This is a genomic window from Mucilaginibacter aurantiaciroseus, from assembly GCF_024055595.1.
Classification (GTDB): domain Bacteria; phylum Bacteroidota; class Bacteroidia; order Sphingobacteriales; family Sphingobacteriaceae; genus Mucilaginibacter; species Mucilaginibacter aurantiaciroseus.
This window is the reverse complement of sequence record NZ_JAMXOF010000002.1, coordinates 688,269-713,594: the sequence shown is the minus strand read 5'-3', so window position 1 is coordinate 713,594 and position 25,326 is coordinate 688,269. Positions and strand designations below refer to the sequence as shown.

The following is a 25,326-nucleotide window of genomic DNA, read 5'->3' as shown; positions in this document are numbered from 1 at the left end:
GTTTGTCTCCTCCGCTGGTTAGCGGAGAGAATTAAATCACATTTATTATAAATAGTCCTCCCTACCGGGGAGGATTATTCACAAGGCGTTTGTTTATCATGATGTTCATGAGGGCTGCGCCGTTTAGGAGAGGCTTATGAAAAAGTATATTTTAAAACCGGGCGTCCACCAGTTCGTACCAAACTCGTTGGCGGTACACAGTAACGATACCCTTACGGATGAAGAAGCCGAATGGTATCTGCAAAGGTATCCGCACATAGCGGGGCTGTTTACCCAAAGCCCGGAAGACGGAAAGTCGGAAAATGCGGAAGAAGAAAAGCCAAACGCTAAAGCCAAACGGAAGCGAATATCAAAATCGGTGGAATCATCCAAAATCAGTGAAATTCAATAACTATGAAAACCTACTTACCACAAATTGAACGGCGAATACTGGTAAGGCCCAACCAAACCTTCGGCATCTTAAATTACGATATGGATAACGCCTATCCGCAGCGGATGCTGGAGCTGGTTGGCCAATCGCCCACCGCTAAAGATTGCTGGAATAAGCGGACCAAATTCATTACCGGTAATAGTTTCGAAGAACCATTGCTGGGCAAACAGATCATCAACAGCAAGGGCTTAACCATAGCCAAACTGTTAAAAGCCATCGCGTCAGATAAAGCGTTATTCCGCGGGTTTGGCATCCATGTTAACTATAACGCCAATTTTAAGATAGCATCGGTAAATTATGTAAAGTTCGAGGACATCCGCATGGGCGATACCGACAACGCCGAAACCGCGGGCAAGTTTGCCATCTATAACGATTGGGGAAGAAAGACCTGGAAGAACATCATGCGCAGCAAGATCAACTTCCTGGACAAGTATGATCCTGACAAAAAAGCCATTAAACAGCAAGTTAAAGTTGCCGGTGGATGGGATAAATACAAGGGCCAACTATTTTACTTTAACCCCGAGGTGGATGATTACCCGTTGATAGAAGCAGATTCTGTTTGGGAGGATTTTGAGACAGAGGCCGGCATCAAGATCTTTAACAATCGCGAGGTTACTACGGGTTTCCTGCCCTCTACCATGCTGTTCATGCAGTCGCGCCGCGAGGAAGCGGAGAACAGTACAGACAACGGCAAAGCTAACACGCCATCGCAATTAGAAAAAGACCTGGGCAGTTTCCAGGGGGCTAAAAGCGCCCAAAAGATCATCGTGATTGAATATGAGGACGAGAGTTCCAAACCGGAGTTTCAACCCTATGCCATTCAGAACAACGATAAGCTTTTTGAAACAACGGAAAGGTCGGTAGAGGCCCGCATCGTTAAAGGCTTCTCGGTGCCCAAGGAACTGATCAACGCCGAGAAAGCATCGGGGCTAAGCAATGGCGGCGAAAAAAAGGAAGCCATCCGCGAGTTTAACGATAATACCGCTGCCGATAGGCTGGAGCTAAGCGAAACGCTGGAAGAATTGTTCGGTCATTTCTATACCAATATCAACCCTTCGGCAAACTGGGGCATTATACCCGTACCGGCTACAGTTGCAGATGATGTGATCGGCATCAAAGCCGGGGCTGCCATTAACCAGCTGCTACAGTCGGCAATTGCAGTTGAAACCAAGATAGCCACACTGGTGTACGCCTACGGCTTTAAACAAGCCGAAGCTGAGGCCATGTGTGCTTAACACGCCAGCCGGCTAAATAATTTACAAAGTAAGATCATGAAGAATTTAAAAAATTCTCCGCCGGCTGGCGGGGACAGGAGGACCATTGCATGTTAAATTTAATTACCCCCGAAACATTGCAGCGATACCAGGATATCGCCGCGAATATAAAACCCGAGCGCATAAAAGTGTTCATCCAAAAAGCGCAGGAGCTTGACTTGAAACCTTTTTTAGGCTACATACTTTATTATGACCTCATTAAGCAGCTGGATACCGAAGGCAACCTTAAAGACGACGCCCCGCAGCATTACAAAGACCTGCTTAACGGCTGCGAATACCTGGACGATAACGGCCACATTGTTTTATACCAAGGCTTACAACCTGTACTTGCCTATTTTGCATTTGCCCGCTTTATTGAAGCAGATTCGGTGCATTACACCGCTACCGGACCGGTAACCAAACGTTACGATAATGCAGATGCCCTGCCTGCAAAAGATATTGTAAAACTGGTACAGCAGCAACGCAGCACGGCCAATGCCTACGCAAACGAAACGGAACGCTTCTTAACAGATCAAAAGCAGGATTTCCCGGTGTGGCATTACAATCAAAAAAACAAAAGCAGCAGGCAATCCGGCCCGCGCATCCGGTCGGTAGATAAAACCGACTTCAATTTTCCTGCGGATAATTTTAACACCAACCATTTGATCACCGAATTTTTAAACTAATGGCAGCAGACAAAAAAATAAGCGAACTCCCCATACTCAGCGCCGTTACCGCCGCAGATACATCTGTAGTGGTGCACAACGGCACCTACTACCAGTTTTATTTCGACGCGCTTTTAACCTTTATCAACTCGGGGATCAACAGCGGTGCAACGGTATCATTTGGCAGCACCTTACCGCAAAACACCGTGGGCAACAACGGCGATCTGTTCATCAATACCTCTGCAGGCTCGTTCGCCCAAAAAGTATCGGGAAGTTGGCAGGTAAAATATACCTTGCCCTCCACCGATGCCGAAAAAGACGGAACTGTTTTATATGGTTCGGGCATACCCGGCCCAGGCATAGGTAACACTAACGACACCTATATTAACACCAATACCGGCGTATTTTATCGTAAAAATGCGGGCACTTGGGCACAGGTATTCTCGATGCAAACAGGCCCCCAGGGCGCAAGGGGTGAAAAAGGCGACAAGGGCGATACCGGTGCAAATGGCCGCACCGTTTTAAGCGGCACCTCAAACCCCTCAAACCTATTAACCGGTATTAACGGCGATTTTTATATCAACACCAATTCCTTTCAGCTTTTCGGCCCTAAAACAAACGGCGTTTGGCCGGCAGGCATAACAATAGTTGGCATAAACGGCGAACAAGGCGAAACCGGGGCGCAAGGTGATCCGGGCGCAAACGGCGCCAATGGAACTAACGGCCTCAACGGTGAAGGCGTCCCGACCGGAGGTACCGCCGGGCAGGTATTGGCTAAGGTTAGTGATGGAGATTATGATACGGAGTGGGTGGAGATGACAGGCGGAGCACTCCCGGTGCAATCAGACAAGGCTGGGAAGTATTTAAAAACCGACGGTTTAATTGCGAGTTGGGAAACCGTTCCCATAGGTAGTGGTGTAGGCGAATCTAATTTAATGGAAAATCAAATTACATTCGGTGCTGCTAATGGTGAGTTGGCGCAAGATGATGGCTTGCGATATAATCCCGCAACGAAATCTCTTTTGATTGGTAGCCCTGCCCCTTATATTACATCCGGAGGTAGTATATATTTTTATGGAGATACTATTACTCAAGGAACGGGTTCTATTGGAGGAAGCCCTTTTACATCATTAGTTGCCAATTTTCTTGGCTTGACAGGTTTTAATTATGGCGTTTCAGCGTCCTACCTCGAAAAGCGCAGTCCGATTGACCCTGCAGGTGCCTCAAATATGTTAGACCGTTTAAGTCAGATCCCAACTAAAACCTCATCTGATAAATTTTTGGTTTTTGTTTATGGCATAAATGATGTTAACTATGGTGGTGTGAATTACAATCCTACGAACTTTCAGGCCGATTACACAACGATTATGACTCATTGTGTGTCTAAAGGTTGGTTAGGAGAGGATATTCTAATAACTTCAACAACTTATCAAAAATCGTCTTACTACGGTAACGTTGGCCCAGGTGGTAACGTTGCCACGTTAGCAATCCAACAGGCGTTTGATGCAGCGGCGTTAGCTGTTAGCACAGCATTTGGGACCAAATATTTTGATGTGTTTAATTATATTAAGGATAGAGGTGGTGACCTGAATATTTTCGATAGCGTACACCCCAACTCAGCGGGACACTACCTTATGGCACGGGGTATAGTTGCAAAATTAAGGCCAAATATTTTTGAAAATGGGCAATCATTAACTCTTAATGGTACTGCATCAATTAAACAATTGCTGCTCAGCGTAAATAATATTTTAAAGGATGGCAGTTACGTTTTAGGTATAGATATTGATGGCAATGTTGGTATAGTAAATTCGGTAAAAACTGGTATCAGATTAGACGGCAAAACGTATTTCAAACAATTAGTACAAACTGGCGCTGAATTTCCTGACGTCCCCGGTGATAATGATGTTATAATAAAACATCAGACCAAAATAATTGAAAAGGCCATAGATGGTCACGAAGCATTTATTCAACTATCTGATAGTGGCGACGTAATGACTTTATCAGCAATTTTAAGATTGCGCTTATCAGTTTTGGATAAAGAGGTTATGTATATTCCTCATCAGGGTTGGTTGGTTGTAGGTGGTGGTGGTGCTTTTGAATTAGCGCCGGATATTCAAAGGGGCGATGTTGCATTAGGTACAGCTAAAGGAATTTCAGCTTCTGTAGGAAATATTCAGGGAAAGTTTATTCCTCTTACATCCGCTAACAGCACTGTTATTAAAAATGATTATTCGAGCGGTAGAATTCAATTTTTAGTTAGCGGTGGCTCGAATGGTGCTGAGGTGAATTCTTGGAATTTAAATCCGGATGGTTCTTTTGAAAGTGTAATTTCTGGAAAAGGAATAATTTTAAAAAGCCCAAACGGCACACGCTACAAAGTCACCATTGCCGATAATGGCGACTTTGTTAAAACAGTTATAGTTTAATCAAAAAAGAATAATTTTACAAGATGAAAAGACACGTTCTTGTTATCTCAATCCTTGTAAACATAGTGTTTGTAGGTTTAATTGTAAGACATTTTGTTTTATCGCCTAAGAAAATAATAAATCCTCCACTCACTTATTTTGTAAATCGGAACGTTGTTTTAGCCAGGTTGCCAAAAGACACCACAGATGTGCTTTTTGTTGGTGACAGCCAAATGCAAAGTTTTGATGTAGCTGAGTACTTTAAATCTTTAAAAGTTAAAAACAGAGGGGTGTATTACGACACTTCACTCGGCTTTTGCAAGCGCGCAGTAAATATAGCAAGTGGACGCCCATTACAGGTTTTTATAGAGATCGGAGAAAACGATTTGCTACAATCGGTTAAATTGGACAGTATTATTAATAACGTAACCAAGGGTGTTAAAACCATTTTGTCTATAAGTCCAAAAACTAAGGTTTACTTGTTAAGTGTCCTACCGTTAAAGAAAGAAACAAAATCCCTATCCTATGAAAAACCAAGACTACAACTGAACGGCAGGTATAAGGTTGCTTGTCAGAATATGGGCGCATTTTTTATTGATCTTGATAGCTATTTCAACCTAAATGGATTAAATCCCGCTTATGACGTTGGCGATGGGGTACATTTAAATCACGCAGGATATATGCAGCTTTATAAAGCTTTAAAGCCATATACAGCTATTTAAACCACATTTTCACTGCCCCTGTTTTATTTAGTGCCTTTCATTTATCGCTGCATGTTAATCCTTGCCTCCTATATCTTCTATCTACTCATCGAAAAGCCATCAATTAAATTTAGCAGGCTATTTAGATCGGGGCAATCAAAGCTTTCGTTAAAATCGCGCTAAGCAATTTCTTCATTCAATTTTTCAATCTCATCTTCCTCATGCAAAACAAACTAACCCTTTGGCAGCGCGTGCGCAGCGATACGCCTGCATTTTTCAAACGCGCGCAATTATTTGGTATCGGCCTGGTTGGCTTAGGCACTTCGCTTAGCCAGGTGGCGGGCATCTCCGCCAAATTTACTACAGCACTTATTTCTGCAGGCAGTACCATAACTATCATTGCCCAATTCGCAGTAAAACAATACCAACCATTAAATACAAAAACCGATAATGATATTAAGTAAGCGCGGCATCGCTGTCATAAAAAACTTTGAGGGCCTGCGCCTAAACGCCTACCAGGATATTGCCGGCGTATGGACAATTGGCTATGGCTCTACCAGGTATAACGACGGCAAGCCTGTTAAACCCCGCGATATACTGGCGAATGAAGCACAAGCCGAAACCTTATTAAAATGCACCCTAACTAATTACGTTAACGCGGTAAACAAGGGCGCATCAGTGCATTTGTCCCAAGATCAGTTTGATGCCTTGGTTTCATTCATATACAATGTAGGCACGGGTGTTGTAAGATCATCCACCTTGTTTAAAAAACTAAATGCCGGCAATTACCGCGGCGCTGCCGACCAATTCCTTCTATGGAATAAAATAACCGACCCGCATACCGGTAAAAAAGTAGTTTCTAAAACCCTTACCCAACGGCGCGAAGAGGAGCGCGCATTATTCCTATCCGAATGACGTCTATTGAACATCGCCAGTTAAAAGGCATAACTATCAAGAATATCGTGGTCACTATTATCAGCACCGCCAGTATCGTCGCCTCGGTAATGACCACCTATTTTGAGTTGAAAGGCGACATCAACGAAGTAAAGCTCGATCAGCAATCGCAGACACGAGTCAACGAAATCCGCCTGAAAGTGCTCGAAAGCCAGGTTGCGGTACTACAGCGAGAAATGGAAGAAATTAAACCTACAAAACATCAATAACATGAGCATCAAATCATTCCTCACAAAAATATGGGGCACTATTCAATCACTATTTAACAGCATCCCGTCCGAAATTCAATTGGCAGTGCATATTGCTGTTATGCTAACAGAAAATATTAAAAAGTTTATTGATTCGCCAATTGCCGATGTATTAACAGCTATTATCCCAGGCAATATCGATGATAAAATAAAGCAGTTGTTACGCAGCGGGTTGCCGGTTATTTTAAGCAATTTGAAACTCGCGGACGAATGCGGTAATCTTTCAGACCCGGAAGAAATCACTAAGTGCGCTATAAATACACTCCAAAAACTATATGGTGGCCTAAAGAGCGTGTACCTGCACGCGCTGTCTGTTTTACTTACCCAAATAACTGCAGACGGTAAATTAAGCTGGAGCGATGGGGTTTGCGTGGTGGAGTGGTACTACAAAAACAAAATTAAACCAACAGAGCGTTAATTTAACAGGAGAGTGCCCGGAACGAGATTCGAACTCGTACATCCTTACGAATGCCACCCCCTCAAGATGGTGCGTCTACCAATTTCGCCACCCGGGCATTAAAATAAGATCTGAGACGTGAGAACTTAGATTTGAGAAAGCCATTTAATTGCCAACTTATCCAATCAAAAAAAATGCGAGATGTAAGGTTTTCTCATATCTCACATCTCGTATCTCACATCTAAAACGGATGTGCCCGAAGAGAGACTCGAACTCTCAAGAGACAATTCTCAACGGCTTCTGAGACCGCAACGTTTACCAATTTCGCCATCCGGGCATTTACGTAGTTGCAAATATAATTGTTTTACGCAACGGGGCTAAAATAAATGAAAAAATAAGCCGTCGCTTTGTAAAACCGCAGGCAAAAGCTAACTTCGAATACCAATTATAAAATTCATGATAAAAAAAGCATATTTAATATTATTACTGGCAGTATGTTCGGTAACCGCATCTGCCCAAAACCCCGACGCGATCTTAGGACGATGGATAAACCCAAGCGGCGAAGGCCAGGTGCAGATCTTTAAAAAAGGCAACAAATACTACGGTAAGCTTGCCTGGATGAAATTCCCGAACGAAGCTGATGGCAAACCTAAACTGGACAACCAAAACACCGACAAAGCTCTGCAGTCAAGACCGAAACTTGGCATCGAGCTATTAAAAGATTTTGTTTTTGATGGCGATAACGCTTTTGAAAACGGCAATATTTATGACCCTAAAAACGGCAAAACCTACAGCTGCAAAATGACGCTAAATGGCGACAATTTAAAAATACGAGGCTTTATAGGCATTGCACTATTAGGCCGAAGCGAAATATGGAAAAGAGTAAGATAATGAGATCAAAAATCATTTTAGCGTTGGCAACAACTTTATTCTGCGCAAATTTAAAAGCCCAAACTATCACCCCTGTTAAACAAAGCACTACTGCCGGCTTTCGCGGGCTTTCTGTTTTGAACGATAAGGTTGCCTGGGTAAGCGGTACAAAAGGCACCATAGGCATCACAACCGATGGTGGTGCAAACTGGACCTGGCAACAGGTAAAAGATTATGATAAAGCCGACTTTAGAGATATCGAGGCATTATCTGATAAAGAGGCTGTGGTTATTGCATCCGGCTCCCCTGCGTATATTTTAAAAACTACCGATGGCGGCCTGCACTGGGAAACTAAATTTAAAAAGGCCGACACTACCTATTTTTTAGACGCCATAAATTTTACTGATGCTAAACATGGTTTTGTTTTAGGCGACCCTATAAATGGCAAATTCCTGTTATTGGAAACTTTAGATGGCGGAGATAGCTGGAACCCGGTCAAAAATGCGCCCGTAGCATTAAAAAACGAGGCTGCATTTGCCGCAAGTGGTACTTGCATGCGCGCCGATGGCTTTTTGGCTATTGTTACCGGTGGCAGCAACAGCCGAATGCTTATGTCGCCGATTAAGGACTTGGTTTGGGTTGATAAAGCTTTGCCGCTTACCAACGGCGTTTCAAGCCGTGGTGCTTTTTCGGTTGCCTTTGGTAAAAATCAAACTATTATTGTGGGTGGTAATTACGCAAAAGATAAACTTCCCGATTCGGTAGCTTATGTTATTCCCGGTGCCGGTGTAAAGTTTAAAAAGAATATTCCGGTGATCGGCCCGGCGGGTTACCAGTCATGTGTAGAATATTTAAAGGACGATAAATTCCTGTCTACCGGCACCCCGGGCACTAACCTAACAATCAACGGCGGCAAAACATGGATCAAAATTGACAGCACCAGTTATAACGTTTGCCGCAAAGCAAAACGCGGAAACCTCATTTTATTGGCCGGCGACAGTGGTAAACTCGGAATATTTAAATTTTAAAATTGTGTGTTTTAGGCACTTATTATAAACTTTACAATTTATTTAAAATAGGCTTGCACGGTATATCAATTAATCCTATATTTGCACCACTTTAAACGGAAAGAGTAATACGACCGAAAAAGTAAAAAGATGATTCCGTAGCTCAGCTGGTAGAGCATAACACTTTTAATGTTGGGGTCCTGGGTTCGAATCCCAGCGGGATCACTGGAAACGCCTCTCTAAGCAATTAGAGGGGCTTTTTTAATTTCTGTTGTCGGATTTGTAGTCGGATTATAAAGTAAGGTATGAAAGTAAGTCAAAACCTAAAGGAACATATGTTTCACCATTTAAAATGGTTAAGTCAACGGCTTACGCTTGATGTTCATGGTTACCTAGCAATATATAAAACAAATCTGGAGGTATATGATCGCCGGTTTGGTATGAGTGAATTACAGTTTATTGAAGTTGACTTAGTTGAAATCAAAAGATTTATTTGTTATATCCCTTTTGTTAACAACCAATTACCTAATAAACGCACTAAGGATATTGTTTTTTTTGAGCGGATGTATAAAATCTGGCTACCAGTTATTCAAGAGATAATACACAGTAATGAATTAACAATTGAAAACCACAATCGAAGAAAAATAGATTTTTTAGAACGGAGAAAGCTTGAAATAAATAAAATCAATGAAATCGCTTTTAACCATTCATCAGTTACATTACAAGGTTTTGAGCCGATTGTTTTGACAGATAATTTTTCGATTGGAGAATTTGTAAATATATTTTTTCTTTTACATCAGTCAAGAAAAATTATATCGAGCACAATCAATCTTACAAAACTTCTAGCAGCTATAATAAAAGATAATGCCACCATGGGTGATGTTGGTACACATATACGCACAGTTGCCAACTTATTAGAGACAGTCCTTAACGAAAAAGATATCAACAGTTCAAGCAACTCTCAAAACGGCTATGAAGCTCTAATTCTAACTTCAGATTGTTCCATAAATTATATTCCAACTTTATTTTATAATTTAAAAAGGGATAGCAAAATAGATTCTTCAGATAAAAATTTAATCAGAATATTGCTCCATATTCTGAGAGATAAAAAAAACCAACTATTAAAAGAGAATACTTTGAATGACATATTCAACCACAGCAAGACATTGGCGCGGTCTAAAAAAGTTTAAATTACACTTCTTAATTACTACCCTTCTTCATACCCTATAGGGTAGTCTTTATACCATTTCTTTTATTACTTGCGCCATTAATTAATAGGTTTAGTGTACTGCTGATCCCAAGATGATAGGCATAAGTCGCGTTAAAGTTTGTTTCTGATGTTGCGCCGGCTCTTCGATCGTTCCCGGCAGCGCTTTTTTTCGCGATATTTCCTCTTTGACCTTCGCCCTGATTTGGTCTTTGGAGAGCGCAAGTAGCTGGCTCATTTTCCCCGGCTCATCCAGGTAAGAAGAAAGCATATTATTGACGGCTGCGCCTCCCACAGCTACCTGCCTTTTGCTAATCTCCTCATTCAGCATTCTGCGGGCGTAATTTTCTATATTCAGCCCGCCCAAAGCATTCTTCTTCAAATTAGTGAACCGTTCCATCTCGCTACTGAACATTCCCTCCATCTTTGCCGGGCTGAAATCAAATTTAAAAAGGCCGTTATTAAAGGATGGCGACGCGCTAGCATACATTGGTTGTGTGGAATAGTCAATGCTTACAGGCACCCCGAATAGGGAGACCTGACCCCTCAAATTGATTACATTAAGATATTTTTGCCCGCCTGCAATTGCACCATAAGCCGGCGCCTGGTTATAACGCAGTGCGTCTTCCAGGGTAAGGTCAAATTTAACAGGTGCTTTTTTCAGGAAACCCAGCCGTTCCCCGAGCGCACTTTTAAAAGCGTCCACTTTTTTATTCGCAAAAGCTTTGGCATTCGCAGCATTGACCGTTTTAATTCCGGCCCTGGCATTGTCGGTCAAACCTTTGCCTTTAGCCTTCAGCTCGTTTATTATTGGGGAGATATTTAGTAAGCTGTCGCTGGAAAGTAAGCTTTTAGCGGCACTTTTAATACGTGTCAGGTTTTGTTTGGCATCACGAGCGACTTTGTCTTTGTCCAGCATAAGTATGGCCCCTTTAAGATAATCTTGGAGTCCCGCGCCTGCCGACTTCAATGAATTAACCGGATTTAACTTCTTTTTTAAACTGTCGGCAGAAAGATTTCTAACCAACGATCCTTTCACATCTGCCAGTCGCCTTTTGGCATTATCACCCAGGCTCCCCGCAGATGGCACCCCCTTCAGTAGTGGATTACCGGTTCCCAGAATAAGAGAAATTTTCGAAACAAGCGTGTCAGCTTTAGCGCTCTTGGCAAGATCACCTGCATTGCCGCCCGCCTGAGCGAATGCGCAATTAGTGCAGACCAATGCCGGAAAAAAGAGAAGGCGTAGATATCTTCTCATATCGTCCCAAATTGAAAAATTCGGAATAGGTTCAGGTCACTTCTCATCACTAATTAGCAGAGGAAAACAATAACCGGCAAAAGGATAAATCAACAAGGAACCCCTCTCTTTTTAGAAAGTGAAATTTAATTATTGAAGCAACTAATTAGGTAGGTGTTTAAATCTGGAGATAATTTATTAATATGACAAAATTTAGGTTAACTGGTACAAAATTAGCAGATATTACGCTGGTATTGTTTCGTAAAAATATAATAAAGAAAAATAATTTGCAAATAATTTTAAATTATTACAATAAAATAAAAATTTAAGCGTATTAAAGAAATTTTGTAACTTTTATATAGCATCTTACGCATGGAATGTACGCTACCGGCAATATACTTAACCTACACCTAAACCTCAGGCTAAAAATAGTTTCAATAAATTCCAGAAATCTTAAACATTGAAGGCCGGTGAGTTCCTATCAGCAGTTCACATAATATCTACGAAGAAAACTAAAAAAGTTTGCAAACTAAACAGATTTGTTTATTTTTGGATATGGAGCAATGGATAAAGAAATATCGCGGTATAAATCCCGGGGCTGTTTTACGCCATGAGTTGAAGAAGAAAAAGCTAAAGCAAACAGCTTTTGCCCAAAAAATCGATCTTCCCGCTCAAACGCTCAACGCTATTTTGCGCGGAAAGCGAAAAATGACCACAGAGGTAGCACTTCGTATAGATCATGAATTGGGTTTAGAAGCAAGTACAATGGTTATTTTGCAGGCGATATATTATACGAAACTGATTACCCAAAAGACAAATAGTAATTACAAACCTGACACCTCCAGGATTCGCAAGGCCCTATTTTGGGATACAGACTTTGAAAAGATTGACTGGCATCAAAAAAAGAACGCTGTTATACAACGGGTTTGGGAACGTGGTAACGAAGATGAAAAAAGCGAGATCCAGCATTTTTACGGAAGTGATATCATCAAAGAAGCGTTAACCATTCAACGCAAGCCAATGCCTGCGCCTTCTCCATTACGCAAACAGAACCGTTGATGCTATATTGGGAAACAGTTTCGGAGGAGCTTAAGCAAACACTGCTTACTTTAATGCAGGCCAATGTTTTAAAAGAGCACCGCCTTGTAGGCGGAACAGCACTGAGCCTCTATCTGGGTCACCGGATGTCCGTTGATATAGACCTTTTCACAGATGCAGCTAATTATGGCAAGATCGATTATAACGAGATCGAGCAATATCTAGTGGATACTTTTCAGTATGTGAGCGGCGACTTCGGCACTGTGCACGTTTTCGGTAAAGGGTATGTGGTTGGAAAAGATAAAGACAACGCAGTTAAGGTGGATATTTACTATGCGAGCGAATCATTTGTTCAGGAAGCGGTCGAATCTGATGGTATCCGTCTTGCCTCTATTGAAGATATCATTGCGATGAAAGTCGATGTGGTTTCACGTGGAGGCAGAAAAAAAGATTTCTGGGACCTGCACGAATTACTTGACCGTTATAAGATTGAGCAGATGATCGCTTTACATAAGGCTTCCTATGAATACAATCATGATGATGCAGGCATTATCAAAAACTTTACGGATTTTATACAAGCAGATGACGATTTTGATCCCATTTGTTTAAAGGGGAAAGAATGGGCCTTTATAAAAGATGATTTTGAGGAGTTACTAAAAAATGAAAAGGCAAACCTTGCCGGTGAGGAGCCTGACAATAAATGAAAACAATTATAAAGTTATTACTTGATACTAAGGATAAGTAGAATTTAAATATGTAAAATTGTTTAAAGCAACGCTTTTCGAAAAAACCCCATAAGGCATTGAATATTCTTCCCTTTTAAATATCTGCCGTTCGAGATACATAATTATCCCAATCCAGCTTAAAGACCAATAATAATAGCCTCGACAGGTAAGGTTCCAAAACATACAGGTAAGAATGCCTAACCCACCCAATATTAACAAAGTACAATCGGGCATCCTCGCCAAGTTACTTTTACCGAATAAAGTAGTCACCGCTACAAGGATAGCACCATTAGCCACGTAATAAAAAGGTATCCACCGATGATAGTTTTCATTATGCTTGTCCCTGGCATCGATCGCCGCTTTATATTGGCTGCTAAGCAGTGTAGCTTTCTTTTCTTCAAAAGTTGTCATAGCTTTGAATTTAAGCTGTAACGGGCTTTAAACTAATCTTCAATAGCGAAAAGCGCCACAAGCTATTAGCTCGTTAATTTCCCTGAAGTATTAATTTATCTTTTAATCATTGGGTGAGTGTCTTGTCCTGATATAGCTTGTCATTAAAGACAAGAAAATGAAAGTAATTCCAGGAAGGAAAAAGAAAGCAGCGGCGGTCGTAAGACGTAAGCCATTTGACAAGGTCGAAGAACAGACCAAAATAAAGATTGTAGAAGAAATAAAAACGGGGATGATCAGTTGCCTTGGGGCAAGCCGGAAATACCGGGTTTCAAGAAATACCATCAAAGCATGGGCGGGGAAGCTTAATTTGACTACTTTGCTGAATGTCAACAATACATCAGCGCTTCCCGGGATGACCCAAAGTCAGGAATCAAAGTTACTCTTCAAAAAGATACATGAGCTTACTAAGGCATTAGAGCTATCTCAATTGAAGAATCTTGCCTTGGAAACGATGATCGAGGTAGCTGAAAGTGACCTACATATCAAGATCCGAAAAAAGCGTGGTACCAAACAGTCTTAAGAATGCGGCAAAAGCGGCCAGAATATACCCTGGTAGCTATTTGTGCACTGTTTGGTGTAAGTCGTCAGGCTTACTATTTAGCTCATCATAAGGCTGCCAGGACAAGCATAGCACATATGGTTGTGTTGACATTGGTGGGTGAGTTCCGTGCTGATGTTCCTATGCTGGGAACCAGAAAACTATTACACATGCTCATTCCGGAGATGGAAAAGCACGAGATAAAGATGGGACGGGACCTGCTGTATGATCTGTTACGCTTTCACGGCTTATTGATCCGCCGGAGAAGGCGTATGGTTAAGACAACGGATTCCCATCATTGGTTAAGAAAATATCCTAACCTGATCACGAATCTATCATTGTCAGCACCAGAGCAGCTCTGGGTGAGTGATATAACTTATATTCGTACACTGGAAGGCTTCAGTTACCTGAGCCTGATCACAGACGCTTATTCCAGAAAGATCGTAGGATACGCCCTGCATCCCAGTCTGGAAGCAGTTGGATGTATTGCAGCCCTGGAAATGGCAGTAGACGGTAGAAAACGGATATCTCCATTTATCCTGATACATCATTCTGACCGGGGAATACAATATTGCTCCCAGAATTATACTGCCCTGTTAAACGAAGATAGGATCGCGATCAGTATGACCCAAAGCGGCAGTCCCTATGAGAATGCACTTGCTGAGCGCGTTAACGGAATTATCAAGAATGAGTTCTTTCCTAAAAAGGTCTATCAGAACCACAAGGAAGCAAAGAAAAGCATCGCCATTATCATCGGGCATTATAACGAGCGGCGTCCTCATGCAAGTTTGAATTACCATACGCCGGACCAGGCACATGGTATGTCCGTTGAAATTCAAAAACGTTGGAAGGGATATCCGCGCCCTAAAAAAGGAAAGGAGGAAAATCAGGTTACCAACATTTGAGACCGTGCTGGCAAAAAGAAAAAAAGAAGCAAAAAAAGAAAAACGCATTAGGATTTGGAAAACTGAAAGAGTTTCCCACATCCTAACACGCTAATGATAACAATAAGAGGTAAGCTTACAGCTATTAAGAAAATAAAAAGCGTGCCCTTGTAAAGTAAAATCAGGACTAAGGAATATCGGTGTAAACTGATTCCAGTATTACTACTCAAAAACGACAAGTAAAATCAGGACGAGACAATGGGGTGGATATTCCGCTGATATTGACCACCTGATTCATGGATCGGTTGACACCCGATTCCGCTGCAAATTGACCACCCCTTACCATGTGCAAGCGTATACGGTAATGACTTGATCGTGTTTGCAAAGGCTAAACTTTTTAAAAATACTAATAAGGTGATCAGTGATATGTTTTTCATTTAGATTGATGTTACAAGGATATAAAATGACTGGATTCTGCAATATTGCGATCCCAGTCATAAGTATTTAAGTTTTAATTATTCATTCAGATCACTGCACCTAAAAAGTGTCTTAGCCGATATTCTTTATTAATTTCCTAAGTTAGGATTTAGCTGCAGGGTTCAACGATACCGCCGTACGGTCTGGTATCAAATATTTTTTGTTCCTAAACATAACCCACCGAGTTACTTTTTCTGAAGATAGACATTGTCCATACTACACCAATTACCGGCATTTGCATCCGACCAAAGCCCTACTTCCAGGGAGTTGTTGGTTACCTGGATATTGTCAATTACAATCTGTGTCCAACTATTGGTTACAGGCAACGGCGCATCTATCTCCGTATTACCAAAATTTTTGGCATAAAGCTGACAAGTTTTTTGTCCGCCTCCATTTAGTACCCACGCAGTTAATTTGTAAGTCCCGTTTGTAATATTGGTAAAATTCTGAAATGTTGATGCCTGGTAAGCTGTACTTTTCCAATGCGTTAAACGATAATAACCTGTGTAGCCACCGCTTTCAGTGTAAATCGCATCGTAGTTGTTATTTGACCATAATGTCCAGTTTGTAATCGTCCCGGACTGCGCGCCCGCTGCCTCAAAATCCTGATTGCTCATTAAGTTATTCGCAGGATTATACAGGAAAGCGTCCATCCCTAATGTGGGCCGTTTGGTCGTATTGTCCCAGCAACTTAGCTGATAACCTGACCATGAGAAGTAGCCTTCAGGTTCCCAGTAAAAAACACCAAGCCCCTGCGCATTCCCAACCCTGCTTACGCGGTTGATGACATCGTTTACGCCATAGTAGGTTTCCTGTGGTTTCGTGGAATCATTCCCTATTTCTGCAATTATTACCGGTTTTCCGTATCGGCGAACCATATCGTTCATATTTGATGTCAGCAACGGGTCATAAGCGCTGAAAGTTGTATTACTCCAATAGGGATAGCAAGACATCCCGATAATATCAAAATTACCCCCGTAAGTCGTAAGATTGTTAAAGAACGAGACGTAAAAGCCGTTATTATCTCCCTTATCAAGGTGAACAATGACTTTAATCTCAGGATTTACGGCTTTAACGGCTGCATACCCCTTGTTAATCAGCTGGGCGAGCTGACTAAAATTGTTTGTTGATCCATCGGGCCATAGCATACCGTTACTAATTTCATTCCCGGTTTCCACCCAGTCAGGGGTCACTCCGTTTTTTTTGAGCGTATCAATGACGTGGTATGTGTAGTTATATACGTCATTTAATAAGACAGGAAATGAGTGATTTTTCCAGGCGGCCGGCTTTGTTTGAGTTCCCGGGTCTGCCCAGCTGTCGCTATAGTGAAAATCAATTAACAGATGGAAACCCATATTTTTGGCCCTGACAGCCATTCTTACAATATCCGGTGTTCCGCAGAAGCCGTCGGCGGGATTGACCCAGGCACGCAGCCGGATGGAATTAATCCCTTCCTCTTTTAAAATTTGAAGGCAATCTTCCTGAACGCCTAATTTATTGTAAAAAACCTGGCCTTGGGCTTCCATCTTTGACAGCCATCCCACGTCAGCGCCCATTGCAAAAAAAGGGGCTATTCCGCTGACACTTAAATTCGTTTCAACTCCGCCGATTTGTTTTACCTCCTGCACTGTTTTTACCTTTACCATTTCTTTTACTGCGCAACTAGTGACAAAAATTGTACATACGATGAGCATTACTTGTCTTTTCATATTTTGTTTTTTTATTGGTATTCAAATATAGAGGAGAACGCCATCATTATTTTGTCTGAATTCGCATATTATTTATTCAAATCATCATTTCTCTGCACAATTAGCCAGTTATTCTTCTGTGCCTTATAAAGTGTTTGAGGAATAATTTCCGGTGTATAATAGGTAGTGCCTGGCCATTAGTTACACTTCCTCGATTTTATCCAAAAGTTTGTGCATGTAAACCCCGTCATTAAAATCAGGACATATTGGGTGTAGTTTTTGATGTCATTTAACACAGCTTGGTAAGCGTAATAAATTCCGTAAACTGAGTGCTCAGGAACCTTAATGCTTTCTTTTAAATATTCAACCGGGATTTTAAGCGGAGTTAACTTATCGCTGATAGCGGCATATTACACTTAAATAGGTGAAAGTTGGTAATGACCCAGGGTTCCCGTGATCTGGATATCGCCTTTCGTTCCGTTGATCTCTCAAAGGAAATTTATGCCTGCTGACATACCGCTTCGGTAATGTTGGTGTTGAAAAAACTGCCGACACTGACGGATAATGTAGAATTTGGGAACTGTGCCGGAACAGAACTGGCGTTATAATTATGTAATATGGAAACGGTGTTATCGATGTCGTTGGCCGTAATGATATCCGGCTTGCCATCGCGGTCAAGATTGGCCATCGATGTCCCCGAGGCTGACGCCGTTTGGTGAATTACAAATCATCAGCACCAAACGGTTCTTCAATTCCCGCTGGCCGAAGTAGTAAAAGGCGTTTTCGGATAGGGTGGTAATTTCGATCTTTTCTTCTTCGGGCATTAGCCAGCCTACTTTTTCCTGTAAATGCGTTTTGCCTGTGCAGCTGCTGCCCAGGCTTACCACGTGCAAAGGCTGCGCCCGTTTCCTTGATGTAAACACCAGGTACATGATCAGCCGGTTCAATTCTTCGCCCACCACGCCGCTTTGCCCGATCAGCTCGTTTGTACGGGTTAACAGGTTTGAGGAAGTTAGGAAAGCTTCGGCCTGCTCCCGTTCTTTCGGGGTAAGCTGTTTGCGGATATATTGGTCGGCCTGTTGGTTTTTGAGTTGCTGCACCCGGTAAACTTCCAGTTGCTCCGTTAGTTCCGACAGGCTGGCCGCGATCACGCTCGTGCCGATCTCCAACTTTTCCGCTGTCTTCCGTATCAGCTTTTCAAGCTGGTTATCGTTGTACAGGTCAAGGTTATGGCGCAAGGGCGGCCTCGGGCTATCCGGCAGTTCCAGTTTAAGCGTTACCCGCATCCGGTCCAGTCCCTCTAGTTTGATACCGCCTAATACCGTTAAGATCAACATACCGTTTTCATATACCAGTTGCTCGGCGTTGGTGACCTGTAATTTCAATAGCTGCATACTCATTTTATACGCGGTGGTTATTTTCACCACTACAAATGAAATTTTATGTTTCCTTTTTAGCAACTATAAAGTTTACATATTAAACACATATTGACAATAGTGTTATTTAACACTACTTTTGAACTTATGAGCCTGGCAGATAACATCAAAGATATACGGGAAGAAAAGAACCTGAAACAGATCGAGATAGCAACGCACATCGGCGTGGACAAATCTGCTTATAGTAAGATCGAAAAAGGGTTGAGGGCTTTGACCGTGGATGAACTGCAAAAGATGGCGCAGCTCTTTAACCTGACCACCGACCAGGTCATTAATTATGACGGCAAGGTACCGCAGGAAGTGATCTTAGAGGATAAAACAGCCGTTGAACAAATGCGCCTGATACAGCAGCTTGACGATGACGATAAACAAACCATCTTCAAACTTATCGACAAAATGCTCACCAACAAGAAGTTTAAGGACTTCTTTCAAAAGAATGTAGCGACGCTGTAAGCTTGTTGAAAAGTTTTTATTGTTACATATATGTAACAAAAGATACATATATGTAACAATGGCTATATACGGGCATAAAAAGCCCAGTTCTCACCAGGCTGTTATTCATTTTTACTAATACTTTGACAACTACGATCTACTTATTTCCCCCAAACCTTTACAAAAAAATAGGCACATACACCACTTAACAATGAGGCTGCTGCTAAATTGAAAAGAAAAACTAACATACTTTCTTGAATACTGCTAATCATTAATCCACCAATTGCCAGGAAAAGAAAATTAATAAGCACCATGCCACATGAAACAGCAAGATTAATTTTAAATAATCTTACAAAAGTTAATGGAACTTCCTCCTTTTTTGCATAATACATAGCAGAAAAAAGACTTATTATTTACACTAAAGGCACTAATAAACCTGCTATATAGAATAACAGCATTCCCAGATAATGAACGCAGATTAATAGGCTTCCTCCAATTAAACTAAAAGCTATTTTTATTTTATTATCTCTCATTTAATACGTCAATACTTTAGTGCCCTTTTGAGGATGCCCTCTTTCTTTAAAACTCTTTTTTATGCATTGCAAGTTGATTAAGTTTATCAAAAACCTGTTGTACTGTTATCACAAGTTAATATGCAGTTTGGTAAATTTTGTGTCCATTCATGTTATATACTAATAATAAGAATACTCGTCAATAATGAAAATGTAGCAACAATTGAAAATTAATTTTAAGGTTTAAAATAAGAAAGCCATTTATTAAATGTAAAATCTTTAGTTAATCGAATACTATTAGATTCCAAATTGTGAGCTGGCATATCCCTAAATTTTGGCGGCCTATTATTTAGGAGATTTTGTTTGAAATTTAAGGTGTCAGCGTCACTCAAAACTATTTTCAATTGTTTGTAGCTAATTTTATTCGTTATAATTCGAACATCCCATCCGTCCTCAATTTCCAAATACATTGCTAATTCATTTGGTTTAACAACATAATAACATTTATAACTCATATCCTTCCAATAAGGATAAGTGGTCTCATACACACTTATTGAATCTTTGGTAGACACCGAAAGTTTCATATCATAATTGTCTTTATAAGGATTAAGAACTATTATAGAATCTATTCCTAATTCATTATATTTTAACACATAACCAGTTGATTTTTTAACTTGACGATCATAAATATCTCTTTTCGACAACTTATCGATTCCTTTGTTTTTAAAAATGTCAAAATCATTAAAGTAGCTAACATTATTTTGATTTGGAGAGTTACACTTTAAATTTGTGAAACCAATCAGTACCAAAAGTATTATTTGATATGTTCGGAAATTCATCTTAATAAGATTTGTCATTGAATTATATGTAACAGTTATGGTGCGCCTGGTGGCTTATTTTGATTATTTGTATTAGAACTATTGACAGGAGTCAACCGGCCATTTTGGTTTAATGTGACATCACCAATATTGAAGATTTTTCCACTTGGTGTAGCCATAGTCCATTTCCCTTTAAAATTCATCTCATACTTATAATACTTATAGGGTGCCATTTTCCTTAAATTGGGATCCCACACCTGATTAGGGGGGTAGAACTTAAGCTAGCGACGCCAGAAAATTCATTAGCGCCACCATACGTTGCCCCTTGGTTTCCAATTACATTCCTGCCGGTGATTTTGCTAAGTTGTTTTATCAAACTTTCGCCATCCATTTTTATATGCAAAGATGGGTCTGAATACGCATGAGTTGCTTGAAAACAACCCAATAAAATAATACTTTCTTTGGGTTTAACATAATTTCCAATTTCTGTAAGAAAAGGTTTAAAATCATTTAAACTGTATCCAGGGGTATTATCGTAATTAAAATCACCTAATCTCAGAGATGAATATTTGATAGTGCCGTGACCTGTAAACAAAATCTCATTGTATCTCACTCCCTTTTCTCGTAAGTAATAGGCTAATTCATCCAAAATTCGAGTTTTTACAACGTTCATGTTAGATTTCATTGCACGACCATATTCTGCTTTAATCATTTCGTCATTATCAGCTTGCGCGGTGGGAAAAACGATTGTGCCTGTATTTTTTTTATCAAATTTTTAAAACTCCAAACCATCTTCGTCTATATTTCTCTGCGATTACAGGATCTGGTGTTTTTACTTTTTTGTAGAACTCTGCCTCGACATAATTTCCGCTTCAATAATTATTTCTTTTTTAATTTCGGGATTGGATTTTCCGTTTATTAAATGTGTAAAATATACATTAGCGGCACTTCTCCCCATATACTTACTCCTTTGATTTACAGAGGAGAGGGTTGGTTTTACCAGTTCTGTAAAAGCTTCATTCGCAAATCCAAAAACACCCAATTGTTCTGGAATTTTTAACCCCAATTGTTCCGCTGCACTAACAATACCTAAGCATTGGTAATCAGTTACGCTAAAAAATGCATCGGGCGGTTTTGGCAAGGCTAACATAGCAAGAGCTTCATGCATAGCTTCTTCACGTGAAAATGCACAATCAACAATAAAGTTGTAGGGTATGCTTAAGCCAGCTTCTTTTATGGCTTGCAGATAACCCTCCTTACGATTTTTGAATGCAATTATATGTTCAGGCCCCCCAAGGAATGCGATCCGCTCATACCCTTGTTTAATTAGTTGATTTACAGCGCCATAACTAGCTTCTTTGTTGTTATTGACAACTTTCCAGCTATCCACATCTTCCAGATACCTGTCAAACTGGATCAAATGAATATGATTACTTCGTATTTGCTTCAAAAAATCTAATGATTTAGTTTCTGCAGAAATGGAAATGATGATACAATCTACATCTTGATGGATAAGCGTTTCAATAGAAATACTTTCTTTTTTATAGGATTCCTGTGACTGACAGATTATTAAGCTATGGTTATTTTCAAAACAAACTTCTTCTATTCCAGCAATGGCATCAGAAAAAAAATGCTGATTAATATGTGGCACAATAACACCTATGGTTTTTGATGATCCTCTGCGGAGGTTTGCGGCAGCTGAATTATGCTTGTAATCTAATTCAATTGCTTTTTTATTAACCATTTCTTTTAGCTTCTTGCTAGCGCCGTGGTAATTGTTTAAAGCCTTTGATACGGAAGAGGGAGAAATGCCCAATTCTAAAGCGATATCGTATATAGTAATCCTTTTTTTAGTCATGAGTAAGTTGATCAATACAAAGATAACGATTGAATAGCATCAAATAATGGAAATCGATATCAATTATTTTAAAAAAAATAAATAATTGATTATCAAAGCTTAATAAGTTTTAAATAGTATTTTTAATAATTAGTGGAAATCGATATTCATAATTACATATATTTGTTTTAATGTGTAATTTACCCATAGTTTCAAACCTAGTAACAAGTATGTAATAATCAAAAAGTAGTGTGGATGACTGGGCTTTGTATGTAGATCACAGAAAGGCTATGCCTATAAAGATAGATGATGGAAAAATAGTTATTTCAATAAATTACAGCACCCCGGTTATTATATATCAAAATAAAAAAATTGCTGAAATGCATCATTAATATTTTACATCGTGTTAAAAAAAATTTATTTAATTACAATAGTTTTATTTATTTCAATAAATCTTTTATTCGCACAATCAAATACCAAACTCTGGTACAAGCAACCCGCCACAACCTGGACGGAAGCTTTACCCTTGGGTAATGGCCGCTTGGGTGCTATGGTATTTGGAAAAGTGGATGAAGAAATCATCCAGCTAAATGAAAGTACTTTATGGTCTGGTGGCCCGGTTAAAACAAATGTAAATCCTGAGGCGCATACCTACTTACCGCAAATAAGGGAAGCCTTACTTAAAAACCAGGATTATTCGCTTGCAGCAAAACTAAGCAAGAAGATGCAGGGTTTATATTCCCAATCATATTTGCCTCTTGGCGATTTAGTAATTAAACAAGCCTTTAAGGATGCTTCACCCGCATCTTATTATCGCGATTTAAATATTCAGGATGCTATAACAACTACACGGTTTAAAATAGATGGAACAGAATTTACCCGTCAGGTATTTGCATCAGCGCCAGACCAAGTTATTGTCATCCGCCTTACTGCGGATAAACCCAAACAACTGACCTTTAAAGTAGGAACAAAAAGCCTTTTAAACTATAAAAATATGGTAGTCAGTAAAAATGAACTAGTCATGAAAGGTAAAGCGCCATCACACGTTGATCCAGTTTATTACAATCCAAATAAAGAACCGGTTAAGTATGAAAACTCCGATTCATGTAACGGTATGCGCTATGAGTTACGGGTAAAGGCCTTAAGTAATGACGGTACTGTTCAAACAGATACTAATGGTATTGATGTTAAAAATGCCTCAGAAGTGTTAATATTGCTTTCTGCTGCAACCAGTTTTAATGGCTTTGATAAATGCCCTGATTTAGAAGGTAAAGATGAAAGCAAATTGGCACAACAGTACCTGAATGCTGCAACGCAAAAACCGTTTACAAACTTGTTGAAAACCCATTTATCCGATTATCATAAATATTTTAACCGGGTAACTCTTATCATAAAAAACAATCCCCTCAACACAAATTATTCATTGCCTACTGATGAACGATTAATAGGTTACACCAAAGGTGGCCAGGATCCGGGATTGGAAACCTTGTATTTTCAATATGGCCGTTATTTGCTTATTTCCAGTTCAAGGCCTGGGGGTACGGCGGCAAACCTGCAGGGAATCTGGAATAAAGAATTGCGAGCACCCTGGAGTTCAAATTATACCATTAATATTAATACCCAAATGAACTACTGGCCGGCTGAAGTAACTAACCTCTCCGAAATGCATGAGCCATTATTTGACCTGATAAAGGGTATTGCTAAAACCGGAAAAACAACAGCTAAGGAATTTTATAATATGAATGGCTGGGTAGCCCATCACAATTCTGACATTTGGGCGCTTTCAAATCCTGTTGGCGATAAAGGCCAGGGAGACCCCAAGTGGGCTAACTGGGTGATGGGAGGAAACTGGTTGAGCCAGCATTTATGGGAGCATTACCGTTTTACCGGAAATAAAAAATTTCTTAAAGAAACCGCTTATCCATTAATGAAAGGGGCTGCTCTTTTTAGCCTCGACTGGTTGGTGGAAGATAAAGACGGATATCTGGTAACAGCGCCATCTTCATCTCCAGAAAATGACTTCATTTATGCCAAAGATAAAAGTGCAGGCATATCAATGGCGACTACTATGGACATGTCTATCATCTGGGATTTGTTTACCAACCTGATTGATGCTTCCAAAGAACTTGGTATGGACCAGGATTTCCAGAAATTGCTGATAGAGAAGAAAAAGAAATTGTATCCGCTACATATTGGAGATAAAGGAAACCTGCAGGAATGGTATAAAGATTGGGAAGACATTGAGCCGCAGCATCGTCATGTCTCTCATCTGTTTGGTTTACACCCCGGAAGGCAGATATCTCCCATCAGCACCCCGGAATTTGCTAATGCGGCAAAAAAAACACTTGAGATACGTGGAGACGATGGTACCGGCTGGAGTATAGCTTGGAAGATGAATTTTTGGGCCAGACTGCTGGATGGAAACCATACTTATAAACTACTCCGTCAATTGTTAAAAGCGACAAACGTCACCACAACAGAAATGTCTAACGCCGGCGGTACTTATCCTAATTTGTTTGATGCACATCCACCTTTTCAGATTGACGGCAATTTTGGTGGAACGGCTGGAATGGCAGAAATGCTTATCCAAAGCCATTTGAACGAAATACATCTGTTGCCGGCACTCCCGGATGCATGGATGCAGGGAGTGGTAAAAGGACTTAAAGCCAGAGGTGGTTTTAAAGTATCTATGAAGTGGAGTAATAACAAATTGACCTATGCAGAGATAAAATCGCTTGTAGGAAATACATGCAAAATAAGAACGGGTATTCCTGTAAAAGTCAAAGGACTGAACCTCAATACTGAGTTAACAAAAAATGGCTACGTGATGTCTTTTCCTACACAAAAAGGGAAAACATATGAGCTAATAACGCGATAATTCAACTTCACGATACTAATATGGATATTCCGCTGCCATTAACATCTCGTTCCGGAATGTCAGGCAGACGATTCCGGAACCTTTTGATCATATTAAATCCTTGATTATTAATTTCATTTTTTCTACCTGCTTACACAAATCGCTGCTCTGAGGCGCACGGAATCGCATGGTCAATAGATACGGAATCTCCAATCGGATATTTTATTGAATAAGAGATTCAAGAACTACAATAATGG

27 protein-coding genes and 3 tRNA genes are annotated in these 25,326 nt (G+C 40.4%); 19 read left to right on the top strand and 11 right to left on the bottom strand.

Features of this window, described 5'->3' with window-relative positions:
• Positions 1 to 136: 136 nt before the first annotated feature.
• The 9 genes from NAF17_RS11425 (at position 137) to NAF17_RS11385 (ending at position 7,074) form a co-directional block, all read left to right on the top strand.
• Positions 137 to 391 carry a hypothetical protein gene (locus NAF17_RS11425; protein WP_252758116.1) on the top strand — a complete coding sequence of 85 codons (255 nt, stop codon included), beginning with the start codon at positions 137 to 139 and terminating at the stop codon, positions 389 to 391.
• A gap of 2 nt (positions 392 to 393) precedes the next feature.
• Positions 394 to 1,665, top strand: a complete 1,272-nt coding sequence (locus tag NAF17_RS11420) for a hypothetical protein (RefSeq protein ID WP_252758115.1) — start codon at positions 394 to 396, stop codon at positions 1,663 to 1,665.
• Positions 1,666 to 1,754: 89 nt separating this feature from the next.
• Positions 1,755 to 2,369 carry a DUF6712 family protein gene (locus tag NAF17_RS11415; protein ID WP_252758114.1) on the top strand — a complete coding sequence of 205 codons (615 nt, stop codon included), beginning with the start codon at positions 1,755 to 1,757 and terminating at the stop codon, positions 2,367 to 2,369.
• Positions 2,369 to 4,774, top strand: a complete 2,406-nt coding sequence (locus NAF17_RS11410) for an SGNH/GDSL hydrolase family protein (RefSeq protein WP_252758113.1) — start codon at positions 2,369 to 2,371, stop codon at positions 4,772 to 4,774. The genes NAF17_RS11415 and NAF17_RS11410 overlap by 1 nt, the downstream gene beginning before the upstream one ends.
• Before the next feature lie 23 nt (positions 4,775 to 4,797).
• Complete coding sequence (locus tag NAF17_RS11405; RefSeq protein ID WP_252758112.1) at positions 4,798 to 5,475, top strand: GDSL-type esterase/lipase family protein; 678 nt, start codon at positions 4,798 to 4,800, stop codon at positions 5,473 to 5,475.
• A 200-nt stretch (positions 5,476 to 5,675) separates the two neighbouring features.
• The gene (locus tag NAF17_RS11400; protein ID WP_252758111.1) at positions 5,676 to 5,918 is read left to right on the top strand and encodes a hypothetical protein; all 243 of its coding nucleotides are present in this window, start codon (positions 5,676 to 5,678) and stop codon (positions 5,916 to 5,918) included.
• Positions 5,905 to 6,369 (top strand): lysozyme, encoded by a 465-nt coding sequence (locus tag NAF17_RS11395; RefSeq protein WP_252758110.1) that lies wholly within the window; start codon positions 5,905 to 5,907, stop codon positions 6,367 to 6,369. The genes NAF17_RS11400 and NAF17_RS11395 overlap by 14 nt, the downstream gene beginning before the upstream one ends.
• Positions 6,366 to 6,617 carry a hypothetical protein gene (locus tag NAF17_RS11390; RefSeq protein WP_129876519.1) on the top strand — a complete coding sequence of 84 codons (252 nt, stop codon included), beginning with the start codon at positions 6,366 to 6,368 and terminating at the stop codon, positions 6,615 to 6,617. Before NAF17_RS11395 ends, NAF17_RS11390 begins: the two co-directional genes overlap by 4 nt.
• A gap of 1 nt (position 6,618) precedes the next feature.
• Entirely contained in the window at positions 6,619 to 7,074 is a 456-nt protein-coding gene (locus NAF17_RS11385; RefSeq protein ID WP_252758109.1) for a hypothetical protein, read from the top strand.
• A gap of 13 nt (positions 7,075 to 7,087) precedes the next feature.
• Here NAF17_RS11385 and NAF17_RS11380 read toward each other — a convergent pair.
• Positions 7,088 to 7,171: transfer RNA gene (locus tag NAF17_RS11380), tRNA-Leu, on the bottom strand.
• Between the two features lie 135 nt (positions 7,172 to 7,306).
• Positions 7,307 to 7,390, bottom strand: a tRNA-Leu gene (locus tag NAF17_RS11375).
• A gap of 119 nt (positions 7,391 to 7,509) precedes the next feature.
• Here NAF17_RS11375 and NAF17_RS11370 point away from each other — a divergent pair.
• The 4 genes from NAF17_RS11370 to NAF17_RS11355 all read left to right on the top strand — a co-directional run bounded on the left by NAF17_RS11370 (position 7,510) and on the right by NAF17_RS11355 (position 10,120).
• Entirely contained in the window at positions 7,510 to 7,944 is a 435-nt protein-coding gene (locus NAF17_RS11370; RefSeq protein ID WP_252758108.1) for a DUF2147 domain-containing protein, read from the top strand.
• Positions 7,944 to 8,951, top strand: a complete 1,008-nt coding sequence (locus NAF17_RS11365; RefSeq protein ID WP_252758107.1) for a WD40/YVTN/BNR-like repeat-containing protein — start codon at positions 7,944 to 7,946, stop codon at positions 8,949 to 8,951. Before NAF17_RS11370 ends, NAF17_RS11365 begins: the two co-directional genes overlap by 1 nt.
• Before the next feature lie 131 nt (positions 8,952 to 9,082).
• Positions 9,083 to 9,155: transfer RNA gene (locus NAF17_RS11360), tRNA-Lys, on the top strand.
• Between the two features lie 80 nt (positions 9,156 to 9,235).
• Positions 9,236 to 10,120: a hypothetical protein gene (locus NAF17_RS11355; protein ID WP_252758106.1), complete on the top strand. Its 885-nt coding sequence runs from the start codon at positions 9,236 to 9,238 to the stop codon at positions 10,118 to 10,120.
• Between the two features lie 90 nt (positions 10,121 to 10,210).
• Here the strand turns inward: NAF17_RS11355 and NAF17_RS11350 are convergent, their stop codons facing one another.
• Entirely contained in the window at positions 10,211 to 11,395 is a 1,185-nt protein-coding gene (locus tag NAF17_RS11350) for a hypothetical protein (protein ID WP_252758105.1), read from the bottom strand.
• A gap of 501 nt (positions 11,396 to 11,896) precedes the next feature.
• On the opposite strand from NAF17_RS11350, the gene NAF17_RS11345 reads away from it, so the two are divergent.
• Positions 11,897 to 12,433, top strand: coding sequence for a helix-turn-helix transcriptional regulator (locus NAF17_RS11345; RefSeq protein ID WP_252758104.1), 537 nt, complete (start codon positions 11,897 to 11,899; stop codon positions 12,431 to 12,433).
• Complete coding sequence (locus NAF17_RS11340; protein ID WP_252758103.1) at positions 12,433 to 13,116, top strand: nucleotidyl transferase AbiEii/AbiGii toxin family protein; 684 nt, start codon at positions 12,433 to 12,435, stop codon at positions 13,114 to 13,116. Before NAF17_RS11345 ends, NAF17_RS11340 begins: the two co-directional genes overlap by 1 nt.
• A gap of 27 nt (positions 13,117 to 13,143) precedes the next feature.
• Here the strand turns inward: NAF17_RS11340 and NAF17_RS11335 are convergent, their stop codons facing one another.
• Positions 13,144 to 13,548 (bottom strand): RipA family octameric membrane protein, encoded by a 405-nt coding sequence (locus NAF17_RS11335; protein WP_252758102.1) that lies wholly within the window; start codon positions 13,546 to 13,548, stop codon positions 13,144 to 13,146.
• A 157-nt stretch (positions 13,549 to 13,705) separates the two neighbouring features.
• Here NAF17_RS11335 and NAF17_RS11330 point away from each other — a divergent pair, with 157 nt between their 5' ends.
• Positions 13,706 to 14,110, top strand: coding sequence for a hypothetical protein (locus tag NAF17_RS11330; protein WP_252758101.1), 405 nt, complete (start codon positions 13,706 to 13,708; stop codon positions 14,108 to 14,110).
• Between the two features lie 2 nt (positions 14,111 to 14,112).
• Complete coding sequence (locus tag NAF17_RS11325) at positions 14,113 to 15,033, top strand: IS3 family transposase (protein ID WP_252758100.1); 921 nt, start codon at positions 14,113 to 14,115, stop codon at positions 15,031 to 15,033.
• Positions 15,034 to 15,674: 641 nt separating this feature from the next.
• On the opposite strand, the gene NAF17_RS11320 is transcribed toward NAF17_RS11325, so the two are convergent.
• The 3 genes from NAF17_RS11320 to NAF17_RS11310 all read right to left on the bottom strand — a co-directional run bounded on the left by NAF17_RS11320 (position 15,675) and on the right by NAF17_RS11310 (position 18,604).
• Positions 15,675 to 17,198: a glycoside hydrolase family 53 protein gene (locus NAF17_RS11320; RefSeq protein ID WP_252758099.1), complete on the bottom strand. Its 1,524-nt coding sequence runs from the start codon at positions 17,196 to 17,198 to the stop codon at positions 15,675 to 15,677.
• A gap of 478 nt (positions 17,199 to 17,676) precedes the next feature.
• Positions 17,677 to 17,865, bottom strand: coding sequence for a hypothetical protein (locus NAF17_RS11315; RefSeq protein WP_252758098.1), 189 nt, complete (start codon positions 17,863 to 17,865; stop codon positions 17,677 to 17,679).
• On the bottom strand, positions 17,852 to 18,604 hold the full coding sequence (locus NAF17_RS11310; RefSeq protein WP_252758097.1) for an MTBMA_p00010-related P-loop-containing protein: 753 nt from the start codon (positions 18,602 to 18,604) through the stop codon (positions 17,852 to 17,854). The genes NAF17_RS11315 and NAF17_RS11310 overlap by 14 nt, the downstream gene beginning before the upstream one ends.
• Before the next feature lie 69 nt (positions 18,605 to 18,673).
• Between NAF17_RS11310 and NAF17_RS11305 the strand changes: the two genes are divergently transcribed.
• Positions 18,674 to 19,066 carry a helix-turn-helix domain-containing protein gene (locus NAF17_RS11305; RefSeq protein ID WP_252758495.1) on the top strand — a complete coding sequence of 131 codons (393 nt, stop codon included), beginning with the start codon at positions 18,674 to 18,676 and terminating at the stop codon, positions 19,064 to 19,066.
• 140 nt (positions 19,067 to 19,206) lie between these two features.
• Here the strand turns inward: NAF17_RS11305 and NAF17_RS11300 are convergent, their stop codons facing one another.
• The 4 genes from NAF17_RS11300 to NAF17_RS11285 form a co-directional block, all read right to left on the bottom strand.
• Positions 19,207 to 19,437: a hypothetical protein gene (locus NAF17_RS11300; RefSeq protein WP_252758096.1), complete on the bottom strand. Its 231-nt coding sequence runs from the start codon at positions 19,435 to 19,437 to the stop codon at positions 19,207 to 19,209.
• A gap of 356 nt (positions 19,438 to 19,793) precedes the next feature.
• The gene (locus tag NAF17_RS11295; RefSeq protein ID WP_252758095.1) at positions 19,794 to 20,414 is read right to left on the bottom strand and encodes a hypothetical protein; all 621 of its coding nucleotides are present in this window, start codon (positions 20,412 to 20,414) and stop codon (positions 19,794 to 19,796) included.
• Positions 20,415 to 20,613: 199 nt separating this feature from the next.
• Positions 20,614 to 21,087: a hypothetical protein gene (locus tag NAF17_RS11290; RefSeq protein WP_252758094.1), complete on the bottom strand. Its 474-nt coding sequence runs from the start codon at positions 21,085 to 21,087 to the stop codon at positions 20,614 to 20,616.
• A gap of 120 nt (positions 21,088 to 21,207) precedes the next feature.
• Positions 21,208 to 22,233, bottom strand: coding sequence for a LacI family DNA-binding transcriptional regulator (locus NAF17_RS11285; RefSeq protein ID WP_252758093.1), 1,026 nt, complete (start codon positions 22,231 to 22,233; stop codon positions 21,208 to 21,210).
• 382 nt (positions 22,234 to 22,615) lie between these two features.
• Between NAF17_RS11285 and NAF17_RS11280 the strand changes: the two genes are divergently transcribed.
• Positions 22,616 to 25,090 carry a glycoside hydrolase family 95 protein gene (locus tag NAF17_RS11280; protein WP_252758092.1) on the top strand — a complete coding sequence of 825 codons (2,475 nt, stop codon included), beginning with the start codon at positions 22,616 to 22,618 and terminating at the stop codon, positions 25,088 to 25,090.
• Positions 25,091 to 25,326: the final 236 nt, after the last annotated feature.